General features: G+C 67.1%; 8 protein-coding genes. 3 read left to right on the top strand and 5 right to left on the bottom strand.

What is annotated here, in order from left to right; all coding sequences use genetic code 11:
- Nucleotides 1-3: 3 nt before the first annotated feature.
- A complete protein-coding gene (locus GF068_RS27915) occupies nt 4-1953 on the bottom strand; it encodes a ParB N-terminal domain-containing protein (RefSeq protein ID WP_170319720.1) in 1950 nt (649 codons plus the stop codon).
- Nucleotides 1954-2427: 474 nt separating this feature from the next.
- Between GF068_RS27915 and GF068_RS27910 the strand changes: the two genes are divergently transcribed.
- Nucleotides 2428-3639: a hypothetical protein gene (locus tag GF068_RS27910; protein WP_153822520.1), complete on the top strand. Its 1212-nt coding sequence runs from the start codon at nt 2428-2430 to the stop codon at nt 3637-3639.
- 77 nt (nt 3640-3716) lie between these two features.
- Entirely contained in the window at nt 3717-7973 is a 4257-nt protein-coding gene (locus GF068_RS27905; protein ID WP_338046597.1) for a DEAD/DEAH box helicase family protein, read from the top strand.
- A gap of 4 nt (nt 7974-7977) precedes the next feature.
- Here GF068_RS27905 and GF068_RS27900 read toward each other — a convergent pair whose 3' ends face one another.
- Nucleotides 7978-8739, bottom strand: coding sequence for a hypothetical protein (locus GF068_RS27900; RefSeq protein WP_153822518.1), 762 nt, complete (start codon nt 8737-8739; stop codon nt 7978-7980).
- An 824-nt stretch (nt 8740-9563) separates the two neighbouring features.
- Nucleotides 9564-10499, bottom strand: a complete 936-nt coding sequence (locus tag GF068_RS27895; RefSeq protein WP_153822517.1) for a cupin domain-containing protein — start codon at nt 10497-10499, stop codon at nt 9564-9566.
- A 109-nt stretch (nt 10500-10608) separates the two neighbouring features.
- Here GF068_RS27895 and GF068_RS27890 point away from each other — a divergent pair, with 109 nt between their 5' ends.
- The gene (locus GF068_RS27890) at nt 10609-11349 is read left to right on the top strand and encodes an SDR family oxidoreductase (protein WP_153822516.1); all 741 of its coding nucleotides are present in this window, start codon (nt 10609-10611) and stop codon (nt 11347-11349) included.
- 234 nt (nt 11350-11583) lie between these two features.
- Here GF068_RS27890 and GF068_RS27885 read toward each other — a convergent pair whose 3' ends face one another.
- Together GF068_RS27885 and GF068_RS27880 are read right to left on the bottom strand one after the other, a co-directional pair.
- Nucleotides 11584-14091 carry a protein kinase domain-containing protein gene (locus tag GF068_RS27885; protein WP_153822515.1) on the bottom strand — a complete coding sequence of 836 codons (2508 nt, stop codon included), beginning with the start codon at nt 14089-14091 and terminating at the stop codon, nt 11584-11586.
- 127 nt (nt 14092-14218) lie between these two features.
- Complete coding sequence (locus tag GF068_RS27880; protein WP_153822514.1) at nt 14219-16159, bottom strand: protein kinase domain-containing protein; 1941 nt, start codon at nt 16157-16159, stop codon at nt 14219-14221.
- Nucleotides 16160-16225 lie beyond the last annotated feature (66 nt).

The following is a 16225-nucleotide window of genomic DNA, read 5'->3' as shown; positions in this document are numbered from 1 at the left end:
CCATCACCCGGGCGGGAGCACCTGCCGCGCCTGCTCTTGCGCGGCCTGGATCGTCTCCGGCGGCCAGTTCTTCGTCTGAATCGCCGCCATGACGTGGGCGGGGCTCGGCAAGGTACCATGCAGGTACTCGGCAAGGAGGACACAGACCTCGTCTCGCACGTTGATCGACTCGATCGGCGGTGTTCTCGGTCGGTCGCTCGCAGCCGGTCCGTTCAGCACGCTCCCTGACGGCGCTCCACCGGCGCCATTGCGCGACACGGCCGGGGGCGCCACTGCCCTTTTCCTTCCGGCTCCGGATGCGGCCCCGGTGCGCACTTGCGTGGGCTGCGATCGTGCGGAGTAGTTCTGCAAGCCCTGGAGGCTCTGGGCCGGGGATCGATTCAGCGCCCGTACGTACGCGAGGATCTCTTGGCCCATCACTCGTAGGGCGTCCTGATACGCCTGTCGATCGGCGCAGTGTGCCTCGAGGTAATCAGTGTACGAGAAGCTGTCGTCGATGATTTGGGGACCAACGCTCTCGAGAAACCGGTCGATCTTCTCGCAGATCCGCGCATCCGCCGGGCTCTCCACGCGCGTCTCTCCGCAGGCATTGTAGATGCGCTCCATTGTCGGCTGCTGCCGTGCAAGATACCACCGGATCGTGTTGAACGTCTTCCAGGACAGGAGCCTGCCGCCGCTCGTGGTCACGACATCGTTCGCGGGACTCGCACTGCGCCCGAGGCTCGAGCCGCTCGAAGCCCGTCCCGTGCGCCTGGCGCTCATCCTCTTCACCTCCGCGAGTTGCCTGCGAAGCGCATGCCGATCCGCGGGATCCGCGAGCAAGGCATCTGCCCCCGTCATCAGCGGCGGCTTCAAGATCCCCTCGCTCTCGAGTTCGAACACCACCTGAACGGCTGCGAAGACATCCACGCGCAGCGTCTCAGGACGCTGCAGCGCGACCCGATGCCGCTCGATCTCCTTCGAGAGGACCTGCACCTCTGTGTCGATCCGCTTGAGGATCTCCTCGGAGCCTGACGCCGCTTCCAAGCCGCGGAGGATCCCCACCGCCTTCTCCAGATGCTCGAGCGCAGCGCTCATGCTGCCCGCCGCATCCTCGGACTTCCTGCGCTCTCGCTGCGTCTCCTCTCCACCACTGCGCTCGATCTCGCGCAGCAGCACCGACGCCTTGGCACCCCCTCGAACACCAGCGACCACCTGCTCGCGCGACGCCTTCTCCAGCGCGATCAACCGAGGCACATCCTTGCGCGTGATCCGCGCTTCCCGCGCCAACACCTCGTTCTTGATCTGCGCCCCGCACACCTCGGCGAACTCGTCAAGCTCCTCCGCGAACCGCGCGTCTCGCCGGATCGTCTTCTCGTCGACCTTGTGCTGCGCGGCGATCAACTCAGCCGTCGTCGACCTCTGGACACTCTGCCCAGAAGTCAGATCCGTTCGCGCGCCTTGGCGCTTCGCGCAGAGGTACATCCGCCCTCGCAGGTAGCTCATCGCCTCCCGCGTCAGGTTCCTGCGCCCGAGCTGATGTTTCAGCATCCACTGGATCGCCGCTTCACGATCCGGCAAGGAGATGCATTCGACCTCGTACGCCAGCCCATGCCGCTTGCAGATCACCAGCCGGTTGTGCCCATCGAGCAGGCGCTTCTGCCGCCCGTCGTCCCAGGCGATGAGCTTCTCGCGGCATCCTTCGGCGAGGAGGTTTTGCTCGAGCTGCGCGAGCTCCTCCGCCGACAGGCGCGGAATCAACGCCTGAAGCTCCTCGTCGATGATGAGCGCATCGCGCTCGCTCCTGATCACGCTCTCGCCTCGTCGCGTGCCCTGCTTGCGTTCAGCTTTCATCAGCGACCTGCCCTTCGTCCCCGTCCCCGACCTGTTCCAAACCTGTTCCAAAACTGTTCCATGACGCCGGTCGACTCCCGGGGACACGCGCGACGCACGCGGCCTCCCCGCCTGCCACAATCGCCAAGGATCTCGAACCCTTGCGCCAAAAAGACGAGCACCATCGCCGACTTGGATGATTGCTGCACAAAGGGTTCGAGTCCCTGTCGACCCACCACCTAACTAGCCAGAACAGTCGACCATCAGGCCGTCGCCATCGGTGGCAGAGCCGAAAGAGCCGCCACGGCGTCATCGCACGCCCATCGCGGAGGTGAACGACGTCATCCGGTAGCTCCGCATCCCCGAGCTCGCCGGCGTCCTGCTGTTGCACCCGGTTGTCGCCAAGCTAGGTGCACGGCTCCGAGATCTCCGCCTCGCGCGAGGGATGTCGCCCGAGCAGCTCGAGATCCAGGAGCCTGCCCCTGAAAGAAGCCTCGTCCGCGCGGGTGCCACGGACCCGTAGCGAAAGGTTTGTCCCTTCTTGCGGTTTGGCGCGGAACATGCGATCCAGGAGCGCGATGTCCTCTGCCGCACGGCGATCCCGTTGCCCATCCCGTGGGGGCGCCCGGCGCCGCTCTTGGTTCCCGCACCGGGCTGGATCGCAGCATCGCAGGAGCGAATGTAATGAGTGAGTATCAGTATTATGAATTTCAGGCTATCGATAGATCTCTCACCGAAAAGGAGATGGCCGAGCTCCGTTCGTACTCGACGCGTGCCCGCATCACGCCAACGAGCTTCGTCAACCATTACGAGTGGGGGAACTTCAAGGGCGACGAAGACGCGTGGATGTTCCGCTACTTCGACGCGTTCCTGTATCTCGCGAACTGGGGCACGCACGTGTTCAAAGTACGCCTGCCTTCGAAGGTCCTCGACCTCGCCGATGTGCGTCCGTATTGCTCGAGAAACAGCCTGACGGCGCGCAAGAACAAAGACCAGGTCGTCCTCACCTTCGCCTCGGAGGACGACGAGGGAGAAGATTGGGACTCCGGTGAGGGCATTCTATCTCCTCTGATCGCACTTCGCGCGGAGCTCGCTCGCGGCGATCGTAGGGCGCTGTACCTCGGCTGGTTGCTCGCCGTGCAGGCCGACGAGCTCGACGATGAGGAGCCGGAGCCGCCCGTGCCGCCAGGGCTGGGGCAACTCAGCGCTTCGCTCGATGCGTTGGTCGAGTTCCTGCGTATCGACCCGGATCTGCTTCGTGCCGCCGCGGAGACGAGCGCGCAGATGTCGCTCCTATCGCCCGGCCGAAAAGAGCTGAGGGCTTGGCTCGCGACGCTCCCGCCGGCCGAGAAGGATACGTGGCTCGCCCGCTTGTTCGCCGAGGACACGCTGTCCGTGTCGGCGGAGCTTCATCGTCGGTTCGTGCAGGACCACGATCCGGCGAAGACGAGTATGGCGGCGCCGCAACGACGAACCATCGGCGAGATTCGCCGTATCGCCGAGAGGCACGCCGTGGAGCGTAGGCAGAACGCCGAACGAAAAGCGGCTGCCGAGGCGGACCGGCGGCAGCGACAAGCGGCGCGCGAGCGGGCGAAGCATCTGGGCGCGCTGGCGGGCAAGGAGAAGCAGCTCTGGTTGAATGTCGAGACGCTCGTCGCGACCAAACAGTCCAAGAACTACGTTGCAGCGGTGGGGGTTCTCGTGGACCTTCGTGATCTTGCCGCGCGATCGGGAGCGGGCGACTTCCAGACGTTGCTGCAGGCTTTTCGGGCGCGGCATGCGCGCAAAGCAACGCTCATGGTTCGGATCTCGAAGGCCGGCCTGTAGAGCGCGGTCTTTCGGCGCCCGGCTTCACCAGCCTGTTCCCGTCCTCAACTGCGTCGTGTATCCTCCGCCCAGCCCTCGTGTCCTCCCCCTTCCTCGGAATCCCGCCTTCCCATTGGATCGCGAGCAATCCCCTCGCCTTCGCGGTCCCCGACCTCTACCCGGTGAGCCCCGGCCACACCCTCGTCATCCCGCGCCGGCTCATTGCAACCTGGTTCGAGGCGACCCCCGAGGAGCAGGCGGCCATCTTCCAGCTCGTCGACGAGGTCAAGCGCAAGCTCGACGCGGAGCACTCCCCGGACGGCTATAACATCGGCATCAATGCGGGCGAGGCCGCAGGCCAGACGGTCATGCACCTGCACGTGCACGTCATTCCGCGGTATCGCGGCGATGTCGACGACCCGCGCGGCGGCGTGCGGCATGTCATTCCCGGCAAAGGGAACTATCTGGAGAACCGGCCCGACCCCCTCACCCGTGGCGGCAAGGTCGACCCGTTCCTCCGGCACATCGATCCTCTCTTCCGGCGAGCCTCCGATATCGCCATCCTCGCAGCGTTCGTTCAGCAGAGCGGCGTCAGCCTGCTCGAGGCCCATGTCTCCGGCGCCCTTTCGCGTGGCGCGCGCGTCCGACTCGTCACGGGCGATTACCTCAACATCACCCAGAGCGAGGCCCTCGCAAAGCTACGGGACTGGATGGACGCCTGGGAAGCACGTATTGCACCCGAGGGCTCGTCCCCCGGACGTTTCGAGGCCCGGATCGTCGAAGTGGAGCGCCTGCCCGAAGGCGTCCGCTCCTTCCACCCCAAGTCCTGGCGTTTCGAGGGGCCTGATTTCGGCGCAGCGTTCGTCGGATCGAGCAATCTCTCCCATACCGCGCTGCGCACAGGGGTCGAGTGGAACCTTCGCGTGGATCGTCACCGCGATCGGGTTGCGTATCAGGCCATCATCGATGCTTACGAGCAATGTTGGGCCGCGGCCGTCCCGCTCACGGCCGATTGGATTGCTGACTATGCACGTCGTGCCCGAGAGGCCCCCGTCTTCGCCCTGCCTCCCGGCGAGGAAGACGACGACGCGAAGGCGCTACCGCCCGATCCGCATCCCATCCAGCGGGAAGCTCTGGCCGCCCTCGCACAATCGCGTGCCGAGGGGCGCAATCGCGCGCTTTGTGTCCTGGCGACGGGCCTCGGCAAGACGTGGCTTGCAGCGTTCGATGTCGCGGCCTTTGCCAAGGTACACGGGAACCGCCCCCGCGTTCTTCTTCTCGCTCACCGAGAAGAGCTCCTCGTGCAGGCAGCGAATACCTTCCGACGTCAGCTCCGCGATGCGCGCGTTCGTTTTGGTTGGTTCGTCGGCGACAAGGACGACCTCGGAGGCGACATCGTATTCGCCTCCATCCAGAAGCTCTCCCGCCCGGAGCACCTCGCGCGCCTCGCGCCCGAGGGGTTCGACTATGTCATCGTCGACGAGGTTCACCACGGCACCGCGCCGAGTTATCGCAGCATCATCGATCGGCTGAAGCCACGCTTTCTCCTCGGGCTCACCGCCACTCCGGAACGAGCGGACGGCGCGGACGTGGTGGGGCTCTTCGACGACCACGTCGCCTACCGGGCCGACATCGGCGTGGGGATCCAGCGCGGTCTGCTCGTGCCCTTCGCCTACTTCGGGCTGAAGGACGATACGAATTACGACGCCATCCCATTCCGCAATCGTCGCTTCGATCCCGAGGCGCTCGAACAGGCCATCGACACGGACGGTCGGCTCGAACGGATGTTCCGCGCCTGGCAGGAGCATCCGGGCGAGCGCACGCTCGTGTTCTGCTGCTCCATCCGCCACGCCGATCATGCTTGCGCGTTCCTCGCGAAGCAGGGCGTTCGCGTGGCCGCCGTCCATTCGGGGCCGACCTCGGCCGCGCGTGAGAGTGCCATTGCTGGGCTCCTCGACGGGACGCTGGACGCCCTTTGCACGGTCGATCTCTTCAACGAAGGTATCGACATCCCGGCCATCGATCGCGTGGTGATGCTCCGCCCGACGGAGTCTCCGGTCGTCTTTCTTCAGCAGCTCGGTCGTGGTCTTCGCTCCACCGACGGGAAGACGCGGCTCGTCGCCCTGGATTTCGTGGGCAATCACCGCGTCTTCCTGGAGCGCGTGCGCACGCTGATCTCACTCGGCCCGGAGCCCACGAGCCTGCGCGACTTCCTGGAGGGCAAGCAGGTCGCGAGAATGGCGCCCGGTTGCACCATCGATCTGGAACTCGAAGCCAAGGATCTTCTGGTCAAGCTACTTCCGCCGCAGGGCGGAAGCCCGGCGGAGCAAGCGTACCGCGATCATCGTGAGGCCTGGGGGCGAAGGCCCCTCGCAGGCGAGCTATATCGCATGGGATACGGCCTCAAGAGTCTCCGTGATGCCCACGGGAGCTTCTTCGACTTCGTGGCCGCCATGGGCGACCTCGACGACGCGGAGAAGCGCGTCCTTGCCGTGGCGGGCGACTTCCTCCGCGAACTCGAAGTCACCCCCATGAGCAAGTGCTACAAGATGGTGACCCTGGAGGCGTTGCTCGAGGCCGACGCGCTTCGAGACGGACTCCCCCTCCTCGACCTCGCGCATAGAAGTTTCGCCACCATGGCACGGTCCCCCGAGCTGCTGCGCGATATGGAAGGCGTGACCGATTTCCCCGATGTACATGCTCCCGACATGCGCCGGTTCACCGCGTACTGGCGGATGAACCCGATCGCCGCCTGGACGAGCGGGCCGGGCAAACGATTCTTCGCGCTGGAAGGCGATCGGTTCGTCTCACGGATCCCCTGCCCGCCAGGCGCCGAAGAAGCGCTCACGTCCATGGTGCGTGAACTCGTCGACTACCGGCTCGCGATGTACCGCGCGCGTCGAACGGAGTACGTTTCCCGCGTCTCGTTCACGGCGAAGGTCACCTGGAACAAGCGTGATCCCATCCTGAAGCTTCCCTCCCGCGAAAAGCGGCCGGACCTTCCCTTTGGTTTTCAGGACGTTCGATTGTCGGACGGTGTTACGTGGCAGTTCTCGTTCCAGCAGCAGTTCTGCAATGTTGCGCGTCCCCTTGGCTCGCAGCGAAACGAGTTGCCGGATCTCATGCGGCGCTGGTTCGGCTTGGCCGCGGGAAAGCCCGGGACGAATTTCCGGGTCCGTTTCTCCCGTTCTCCCAGAGGTGACCTGTGGGTAGAACCGGATGAGCCGAGAATCGAGGCTTCCGAGCGTGGTGTTCTCCTTGCCTTCCCCACGCTGCGCGCAGCCGCGGGAGCCGCTCGGGATCCGATCGCGCTGGCACCCGAAGGCGAGGAGGTCCGGTTACCAACGAAGGCGCGTGGCGAAGGCTTGTTCGCTGTCCGGGCCACGGGCGAATCCATGAATGGCGGCAAGGAGCCCATTCGTGATGGCGACTGGCTCGTGTTGCGCTTTGCGCGGGGGCAATCCCGGGAAGCGATCCATGGCAAGATCGCGCTGGTCGAGGTGCCGGATTCACAGCTCGGCGCGAGTCATCTGGTCAAGCGCGTCGTTCAGGATGACGGGCGGTGGATCTTGCGATCAGAGAACCATGCTTTCCCCGCCATCGACGCCACGGCTGATACCGTGCTCATCGCCGCCCTTGTGGAAATGGTGAAGCCCGAATCGCTCGGGCCACCGGTCGGCGCGACCATCGAGGATGAAGGGCTTGCGGAAGCCTTCGGCCTCTCGGAGCCTCCACGGAGCGGACGGGTGGATGGTCACCTGTTTCTGTTCATCGAGGAGAAGGGAAGGCTCGTGGCGCCGGATCGGATCCGTTTCCCGGGCATCGAACCGCGACCGGGTGAGACGGCGTTCGTGCTGACGCGGGCGCCAGAGGGGGCGACATGGCGTTACGCCGGCGTCGCCCGCTTCATCGAGGAGGATGGCCTGTGGGCGTGCGCGGGAATCGATCTACCGACCTTCCGTACGCTGGGAGGGGGCCGGGAGGCATCGCGCACATTGCCTCGATCCGTCGAAGATCGGGCTCGTCGTCTCGTCGAGGATCTGCTTCGCAAGAAGGGGGTGGGCTCGATCATCGAGCGCGACGAAAGGAAATTTCGGCTCGTGGGACCTGCGAAGCGAGGTGGACTGCGTATCGACGGCGGGCCGGGTGGATTCGAGGAACGGACGGTGTCGCTCACGGATATCGGTTGGGTCCTCACCGCGCTCTCCGAGGTGAACGAAGATCCGCGCCGGCTCCAGGAGGAACTCGTTCACCGCTTGCGGTACCTGGAAGGCACGTCGAAGGGCTCGACGCGTTACATCGATACAGGCTGGGCCATCCTGCTCGTGAAAGTGGCCCTCGCCTCGAAGGATTGACCGATCACCCGCCCTGCTCTTCCGGCTTTTTCTTCCCCCGCCGCTTGTACAGCGCCGACAGCTCGAACGCCGTCGCAATCGCCGGCTCCGCGAGTTCCCTCGCCGCCGCATCCGCCGCTTCGCGCGCCGTTCGCGTCAGGCTCACGATGATCCCGTCGATGAGGTCCAGCGTCTCGGTCTCGACCGGCGTTCCCCGTGGCTCTGCCTTCGCCTTCGCTGCGTCACGCAGCGCCGCCGCCTTCGCTTCGAGATCGAGGAGCGCTTGCGGACCACCTCGGTTCTTCGCGGCGTCTGCGACGGCAGGCTCCTTCAGAACGGCGCGCAGGGCATCGAGCTGCTTGGCCAGCCCTTCGGCGTCCTCGGCCGCCGCCGACTCGCTATCGAGCAGGACCTCGATTTTCTTCACGGCCTCGGTGTTCCCCGAAAGCAAGAGCACACGCTTCGTTCCGGCGAGCACCGATCGCGCGCGCAATCGCACCCCCTGTCCGTCCCGCATCGCCGTCGCGTGCGCGACCGTATCGATCTTCTTGCTCGTCCGCTTTGCCTCGCGCCCGACGCCCGCCTCGATCAGCGCGTCCCGCGCGTCCTTCAGCTCGGCGGCGTCTTCCGGCGCGAAGCCGAATGCAACGAGCTTCGAGCCGTGCGCCAGATACGCATTGAGCGTCTGATTCGCCTGCTCCAGCGTGTCCTCGGAGCCGAACCGCTCACCGTCCTTGATGAAGGCCGCGCGAGCTTCGGGGGGAAAGGTGTTCAGATCAAGCGTCATGTGGAACGTCCTCCCGTGAGGTAGGCACGCTACATGAGGTGGCGTACGTGTGTCCAGGGTGGAGGCGCGCGGACCTGACGGGGCGGCGTGTGGACCTGGGCCAAGGGCGCGTGTAGTTGACTCGGTAGCGCGTGCGGTTGGGGCCGGGACGTGATGGAGATCACGCGGTGGCGCGTGCGGTTCACGAGGGGGCGCGTGGACCTGGGGTGGGGTCGCGTGAGGTTCACGAGCGGGTCGGCCGGAGATGACGGCCGCACGGTTGGACTTCAGCGACGGTGCGCGCGTGGTTCGGGCGGGGGCGTCTGTGGCGTTTGAAGGGATGCCTGGGTTTCTCGAGGCAGGCGCCTGGTCCTGGGTCGCGGTCGCGTGAAGTCGATATACCAGCGCTTGGACTCGCGTGACGCCATGCCTGGACCTCTCGCGGCATCACGCGGGCTTTCCGGGGGGCGTGGGGACTTCACGCGCCCCCTTTGCGCCCCCTGGTGCGTATTCCGGCCACGTCTCGTCGCACCTTACGGGTGCTCGGCGCGGGTGCGCGAGTTGTCATCCAAACCCTGGTGTACCCGCGCCGAGCGCCTCCTTCAAGCGCGTTGGTCACGCGAAATCCAGGCTGAATCCATCGGATGGCGTTGACGGTACCGAAGTGCGGGGGCTCGACGAGCCTCGTGCTCTCCGGCGCAGGGGCCTCGACGACGGAGCTGCCCGGCGACAACCAGGTCCACTTCCAGACGCTCGATATCGGCTTCTTCTACGTCGTCATCGAGGACAACGTGCTCACGGGGCAGTTCCTCGTCGCCGCGGGCGAGGTGCTGTATACGGGACGATCAGCAAGTCGTCGACGCGCTCGCACGACAGGGTCCAGCGCCGCCCGTGCGCGCATAACGGCCCGGAGGCTGGCCCACGTGGCGGCTGAACGCAGTGCTGAAGGTGCTCGACGAGCCGTAACCGACGCGCTCGGCGACCTCGGCGATTCCGAGGCCGTGGCGGCGTAGCAGATCCCTCGCGACGGCCATCCGCCAGGCGAGCAGATATTCCATCGGCGGCAGGCCCACGGTGCGGGTAAAACGCTCGAAGAATGCCGAGCGCGAGAGCGCGGCCGTCTTCGCGAGCTTTGCCACCGTCCACGGGCGCGCGAGCTGACCGTGCATTTGCCGTATCGCTGGCGCGAGACGCGCATCGGAGAGCCCGCGCAGGAGCCCCGGAGGCGCATCGTCGCCCGACGTCGATCGCAACGCTTCGATGAGCAGGATCTCCACGAGCCGCGTAAGCACGAGATCGCGGCCTGATCTCTGCTCGTTCGATTCATCGCCGACGAGCCGCACCAGGACCGAAAGCCGCTCGACACCACGCACGTGAACCAGCGCCGGCAGCAGCGACACAAAGAGAGCCGCGTCAGACGAGTCGAAGACGAAAAAGCCCCCGAGCAGCCGCACGTCGGGGGGTCCACCACGCGTGCCATGGCGGACTTCACCCGCTGGCGCGGGCGTGACCTTGGGGTCGATGCGCTCGGGCGTCACCGGTTCGAAGCCCGACATGATGAAGCCCGGCGTCGCCGGCAAGAGTACGAAGTCGCCTGCTTCGAGCGTCAGGACACGCTGGCCGTCGACAGCGAGACGGCAGCGGCCCTCCAGCACGGCACAGAAGCTCGGCTGGCCGAAGTCCGAATAACGAACCCCCCAGCGACCGGCGCCGCTGATGCGCTTCGAAAACACGGTGCGGGGCTGAAGCAGCGCGATGACCTCCGAGAGAGGGTCGTTCATCACCGGACTCTAGCAAATAAATTATGGACCCTCCATGGTAGATCGTCCGGCTCGCCGGAAGTACATTCCCACCCATGAACGCCGCGCTCATCGCGGCAAAGGAGCCGACATGAAGACGGTGCTCATCACGGGTTGCTCTTCTGGTTATGGCCTCGAGACCGCGCGCCACTTCCACGCGCAGGGCTGGAACGTGGTCGCCACCATGCGAACGCCACGCGAGGACGTTCTGCCCCGCTCGGACCGGCTGCGGGTGGTTTCGCTCGATGTGACGAAGCCCGAGCGTATCGCGGCTGCGCTCGAAACGAGTGGGCCCATCGACGTGCTCGTCAACAACGCGGGCATCGGGCTCCTGGGGGCCTTCGAGGTCACGCCGATGACCACGGTGCGCGACGTATTCGAGACCAACACCTTCGGCGTGATGGCAATGACGCAGGCCGTGCTGCCTCAGTTCCGCGCGCAAAAATCGGGGGTGATCGTGAACGTGACCTCGAGCGCGACGCTGGCGCCGATGCCGCTCGTGGCTGCGTACACGGCGAGCAAGATGGCCATCGAAGGGTTCACCGCGTCGCTCGCGTTCGAACTCGAGGCATTCAACGTGCGGGTGAAGCTGGTCGAGCCGGGCTATTGTCCGAGCACGAGCTTCACGAGCAATGGGGGAGCCCGCATGGAAGGGCTGATCCCCGAGGCGTACGCGCCCTTCGCAGAGCGCATCTTCGCTTCTTTTGCGCAGCCGGCAGCCGTGACGAGCGCGTCCGACGTGGCCGAGGTGGTGTGGCGTGCCGCGAACGATTCGACAGGGAAGCTCCGTTTCCCAGCCGGTCCCGACGCGGTGGCGCTCGCAGGCGGTTGAGCCGCAAGCGCCTGCCGATCCGTTCTCCGGGTACGGTGGGGTGGTTGGGCAGAGGGTGACGATGGGAAACAAGGCGTCCGAGGAGGCGCGGACGTGGTGCATCGAAGTGATGCGGAAGGGCTTGGTGCTCCTTTCTTGCACGACCCCGCGTGGCCTCAACCTGAGCGGCACCCTCGGCCTGTGGCGTTATGGGAGGCATGCGGCGGGCATTCGGGGTGACGGCGAAGGACTCCGTCAATGGCCGAGCAACTTCTTCGCCAGGCGCATGAGCTGCGCGTTGTCCGGATCGTTCTGCAGAAACACCTGCCGCCAGCGCTCGTCGCCGATCCGCTTCGCCTTCGTCATCAGCCCCGCGCGCGCCTCCTCGACGCGGCGCTTTGCGTCCGATGTCCGCCCCGTCGCCTGCAATGCGGCCGCGTGCGCCAGCCGGATCAGCGACTCCCCCTCCTCCACCCCCGAGAGGCCCTTCAGGATGTCCATCGCCTGGCTCGCCCGATCCAGCGCCACCGACGCGCGCTGATTCGCGAGCTCGATGCTCGCTTGCATCGCGAGCGCATGCGCTCGCACGGCCGGGATCCCCTCCGCGAGCCGCGCCGCCTCCTCCGCCATGACCGCCGCCTCCCCGAGCCGCTTCTTCATCACGTGCATGCGCGACAGATACACGAGCGCGGTCGCCTCGGCCCGCGCGTTACGCTGCTTTCGGAACTGCCCGAGCGCCTCGTTCGTCATCACGATCCCCTCGTCGAGACCACCGATGTACGCGAGCGCGAGCCCGAGGTTCGCCTTCGCGCCCGCCACGAGCGCGAGCTGCATCGGCTCCGCCACGCCGATGCTCTCCCGCAACACCGTCACGGCCTGCTCGTACGCGCCGAGCAGGAGCAATGCATTGCCCACGTTCGCGCGCTGCAAGCACGAGTTGCGAAGGTCGCTCGCGCTCGTGAACAGCTCCGCCGCCGATTGCACGCGCTGGAGGTATGCCGTCAGATCGCCCCGGTGCAGCGACAGCTCCCCCCGCGCGACGTTCAGCCACGCGGCGACGAAAGGCCCCGCGTCCCCCGGGCGCCCCGCGTGCCGCAGCGCCTGCTCGAGCGAGCGCTCCGCGAGCCGCACCTGCCCGAGGCGCACCGCGAACAGGACCAGCCGGCAGCACGAGACGACGTGCGCTGGATTCGTCGCCTCGCCCTGGTCCTCGAGCGCCGTGAGCTCCTTCGCCGATACGCTGATCACCGTCTTGCGCCCGAGGTGACCATTGGCGATGAGGTGGTGGCCGAGCGCCGCGTGCCAGCCGGTGGTGCCACGTTCGAAGTGGACAAGCGCCTGATGCGCGGCGTTCGCGGCGCTCTCGTACTCCCCGAGCCAGCACCGCGCGATCGCCTCCACGAGCGACATCCGCGCGCCGACGTCCGGGCTCACGTCACGGGTGGACATCGCCACGCGCGCGCGCTCGATCGCGTCCCGGAGCGCGTTGACGCTGAGGAGCCGCTCCGCCTCGGCGGCCCGATCGGCCTCGTAGGGCACGGTGATCGTGTCGGCCGCGCGCCACTCCATCTCCGATTGCCCGAGCCGCGCGCGCCCCTGCGCGTGCGGGGGCTCGAGCGAGGTCATCGAGACGCGCAACGTGGGGGGCTCCGGCTCCTCCTCGACCGGCGGCAACGACGCCCGATCCTCGCTCTCCAGCGCCGACAGCGGCGGCATGGGGTTCATCGTGATCTTCAGCGTGATCTGGTCCGTCGCCTCGATCGACGTCACGAACAGCGGGCGGTGCCCGCCCTGGCTCGCGCCGAGCAGCGCTTCGGTGAAGATCTCCATCGTCGGCGGGCGGTCCGCAGGGTTCTTCTTCAGCGCCCGATGGATGACCTCGGCGAAGGGCGCCGCCTCCGGCGCGAGGGAGGAGAGACGCGGAGGCTCCTCGGCGACGACCTTCCGCAAGACCTCCTCCGGCGTGTCCCCGTCGAAGGGAGGCGCGCCCGTGAACATCTCGAAGAGCATGGCCCCCATGGCCCAGATGTCCGTGCGCATGTCCACCGAGCCGCCCAGCGCCTGCTCGGGCGCCATGTAATGGGGCGTGCCCATGATCATACCGAAATGCGTCAGCCCCTTCTTGCCGCCCTCCTGGGATGACATCTTCGCGATGCCGAAATCGACGATCTTCGGGACGAGCTCGCCCGAAGGCGTCACGGAGAGGATGATGTTCTCCGGCTTGATGTCCCGGTGAACGATGCCGCAAGCATGCGCGGCGGCGAGCCCGCCCATGATCGGCAGCGCAATCGAGAGGATCTCGCCGACGGCGCGGCGGGGGTTCGTCTCGAGGACGTGGCGCAACGTGCGCCCCGCGAGCAGCTCGTGGACGATGTAAAACGTGCCGTCCCGCCGCTTGCCGACCTCGAGGACGGTCACCACGTTCGGATGCTGGATCCGCGCGGCGGCCTGCGCCTCGCGGCGGAACCTGGCGACGAGCTCCGGATCACTCGCCAGGTGCGGGTGCATGAGCTTCAGCGCGACGTTGCGCTCGACGAACGTGTCCCGGGCCTCGAACACGGTCCCCATCGACCCTGCCGCGATCATGCGCTGCAAGGCGAACTTGCCGGCGATCACGATGCCAGGCGAGAATGTCACGAGGTGCGCCGTGCGCTCCGAGGACACCTCCGGCTCGGGGAACGACCCGTCCCGGAACGCCGCCACATCCGGGTTGCCCATCGGATCTTGCGAGGCGGGTGCATGCGGACGTCGCTTCGTCGCCACGGTGCTCGTCTCCTCGTTCGTGAGCTCGGATCGATAGACTACTCTCCTGGCCAGCGAGTAGGCCAGGTTTCTGGCCCGCGTGCGTGTGGAGACTCGCAAACGTGCGTCTTGGCCGGATCGGCAGAGCTCAACCGAAGGTGGGGCGTCCCTCGAGGATGCCGCCGTCGGCGCTCATGGCCATGACCCGGCCGGAGTGGGCGAAGATGCTGATGAATGGCGTCTCCCACCCCACGCGGTGCGCGTCGTCCCATCGCGCCGCCCCCGGGGGCTGCACCCATAACGCGCCGGCGCTCCCGACCCACACGCGCCCGGCCTCGTCGATCGCGGCCGCGGAGAGGTCCGGCGCGCCCCCGATCACGCTGGCCGTGCTCCGCCGGCCCTCGAAACGCACGGCATTGCCGGCCGCCCCGACGATGATGCCGAGCGCGGCGTCGCTGCGCGTCGCGGAGGCCAGGTAGGCGCGGCAGGAGGGCGCCTTGACGCGACGCACCTCCCAGCCGAGCGGGTCGTAAATGGCGGCGAACCCGTCCGCGTCGAAGGTCCGGCCCGTCACGAGCCAGCGCCGGTCGTCGAGCCTCGAGAGCGACGTGACCGAGGCAGCGCGGCTCAGAGAGGCGGGCTTCAGCCATCGGCCACCGACGAGGCAATGCAGCGTCGGCGGTTCGTCCTTGCGTACACCCACGAGCACCGCGAGGTCGTCGACGTCGCCACTCGCGAGCACGAAGCGCACCTCGGGATCCGGCCCGACGAGGATCTTCGAGGTGCCCGCGCTCGTGCAGAGCGCGGCCGTGGCGCCGTCACCGCCGACGAGCCACCGCCCCGCGTCCAGGCGGAGCACGAAATGGATGCCCTGGGGCGAGAGGGGCTCGGGCGCGGCCACCGCGCGGAAATCGAAGCCATCCCAGAAGGCGAGCCCCTCCGAGGTGACGGCCAGGCAGCGCCCGTCGCCGTCCCAGGCGACCGCGCGGACGATGCGTTCGTCGTCGGGGGCGCGCCTCGTCGAGAAGACACGGATCTCCTGAGGCGAGAGGTCCTGGAGCAGGCTCCTGTGCCTGCGGGGCGCCGAGCGCGAAATCGGCCCGCCGCCATGCCGGAGCGACGGGGCGATCATCTGCGCGAGCAGACGCGGATTCGCGGGCCGCTCCTGCTCCCGGAACGCCGTGGCGCGGGCGAGGGCCGCGTCGATGGCGGCGCAAGCGTCGGGGCGCGCGCGGAGGTCCGGATGAAGCCACCCAGCGTCCTCGAGCCGCCTCCGCGGGGCCCTCTGGACGACCGTCGGGTACTCGGAGGGAAACTCGAAATGGAAGTACTCCTCGCCCGTGAGGATGTAATAGACGACCGCGGCCAGGGCGAACACGTCGCTGTACGGCCCCACCGTGCGCACGAGGAGCTGCTCGGGAGCGGCGTACCCCGGCGTGCCGACGAGCATGGCGCCGAAGGTGGCCGTCATTCCGGCGGGGCGAGCGATGCCGAAATCGGCGATCTTGAAGATCTCCTCGGCGCCGAAGCCGCAACAGAGCACGTTGCCGGGCTTGATGTCCCGGTGGATCACGCCGACCTCGTGGATGGCGTGGAGGCCCTGCGCGAGGCACTCGATCGCGTGGGCTGCCCGGTCGGGATCGAACGCATGGCCCGTCCGATCGACAGCGCGGGCCATACGCTCCTCCAGCGTGGTCCCTTCGGCGCCGCCGTGCACGTATTCGATCGCGAGCCACGGGACGGCGAGCGTCTCGAGCCCGTAGGGGAGGCGCAGCGTGCCGGTATCCACCAGGCGGACGACGAACGGCGCAGGTGGCAATCGCTCGTTCAGGCGGCCCAGCGCGACGGCCTCTTTCTGGACGGCGAGCAAGGCAGCCCGATCCGTGCTGTGGATCATCTGCGGGCGGAGGATCTTGAGGACGACCGGTGTTTGACCATCGGGGGCAATACGAAGCGCGAAAAACGCGAGCGACATGCCGCCGTCACCAATGACCCGCTCGACCCGGTACGAGACACCGGGGCGCATGTCCGACGCGATCGACGTTCCCTCGATGCGGTTCACGAAGTGTTCATCGGTTCGGTCGCGCACGAGGGGAGGATACACGGAGGGGTCATTCGGGGGACAAGATTTGCGGACACGCGAACGAGCCGCGTG

Origin of the sequence: Polyangium spumosum, assembly GCF_009649845.1 — a bacterium.
Lineage (GTDB): Bacteria > Myxococcota_A > Polyangia > Polyangiales > Polyangiaceae > Polyangium > Polyangium spumosum.
The sequence above is the reverse complement of the archived record's forward strand: the minus strand, read 5'-3'. Positions and strand labels throughout refer to the sequence as shown.

Excerpts from the sequence above, each read along its gene's own strand:
- GF068_RS27900 (WP_153822518.1), bottom strand. The coding sequence starts at position 8,739 with ATGACGCTTGATCTGAACACCTTTCCCCCCGAAGCTCGCGCGGCCTTC.
- GF068_RS27895 (WP_153822517.1), bottom strand. The coding sequence starts at position 10,499 with ATGAACGACCCTCTCTCGGAGGTCATCGCGCTGCTTCAGCCCCGCACC.
- GF068_RS27890 (WP_153822516.1), top strand. The coding sequence starts at position 10,609 with ATGAAGACGGTGCTCATCACGGGTTGCTCTTCTGGTTATGGCCTCGAG.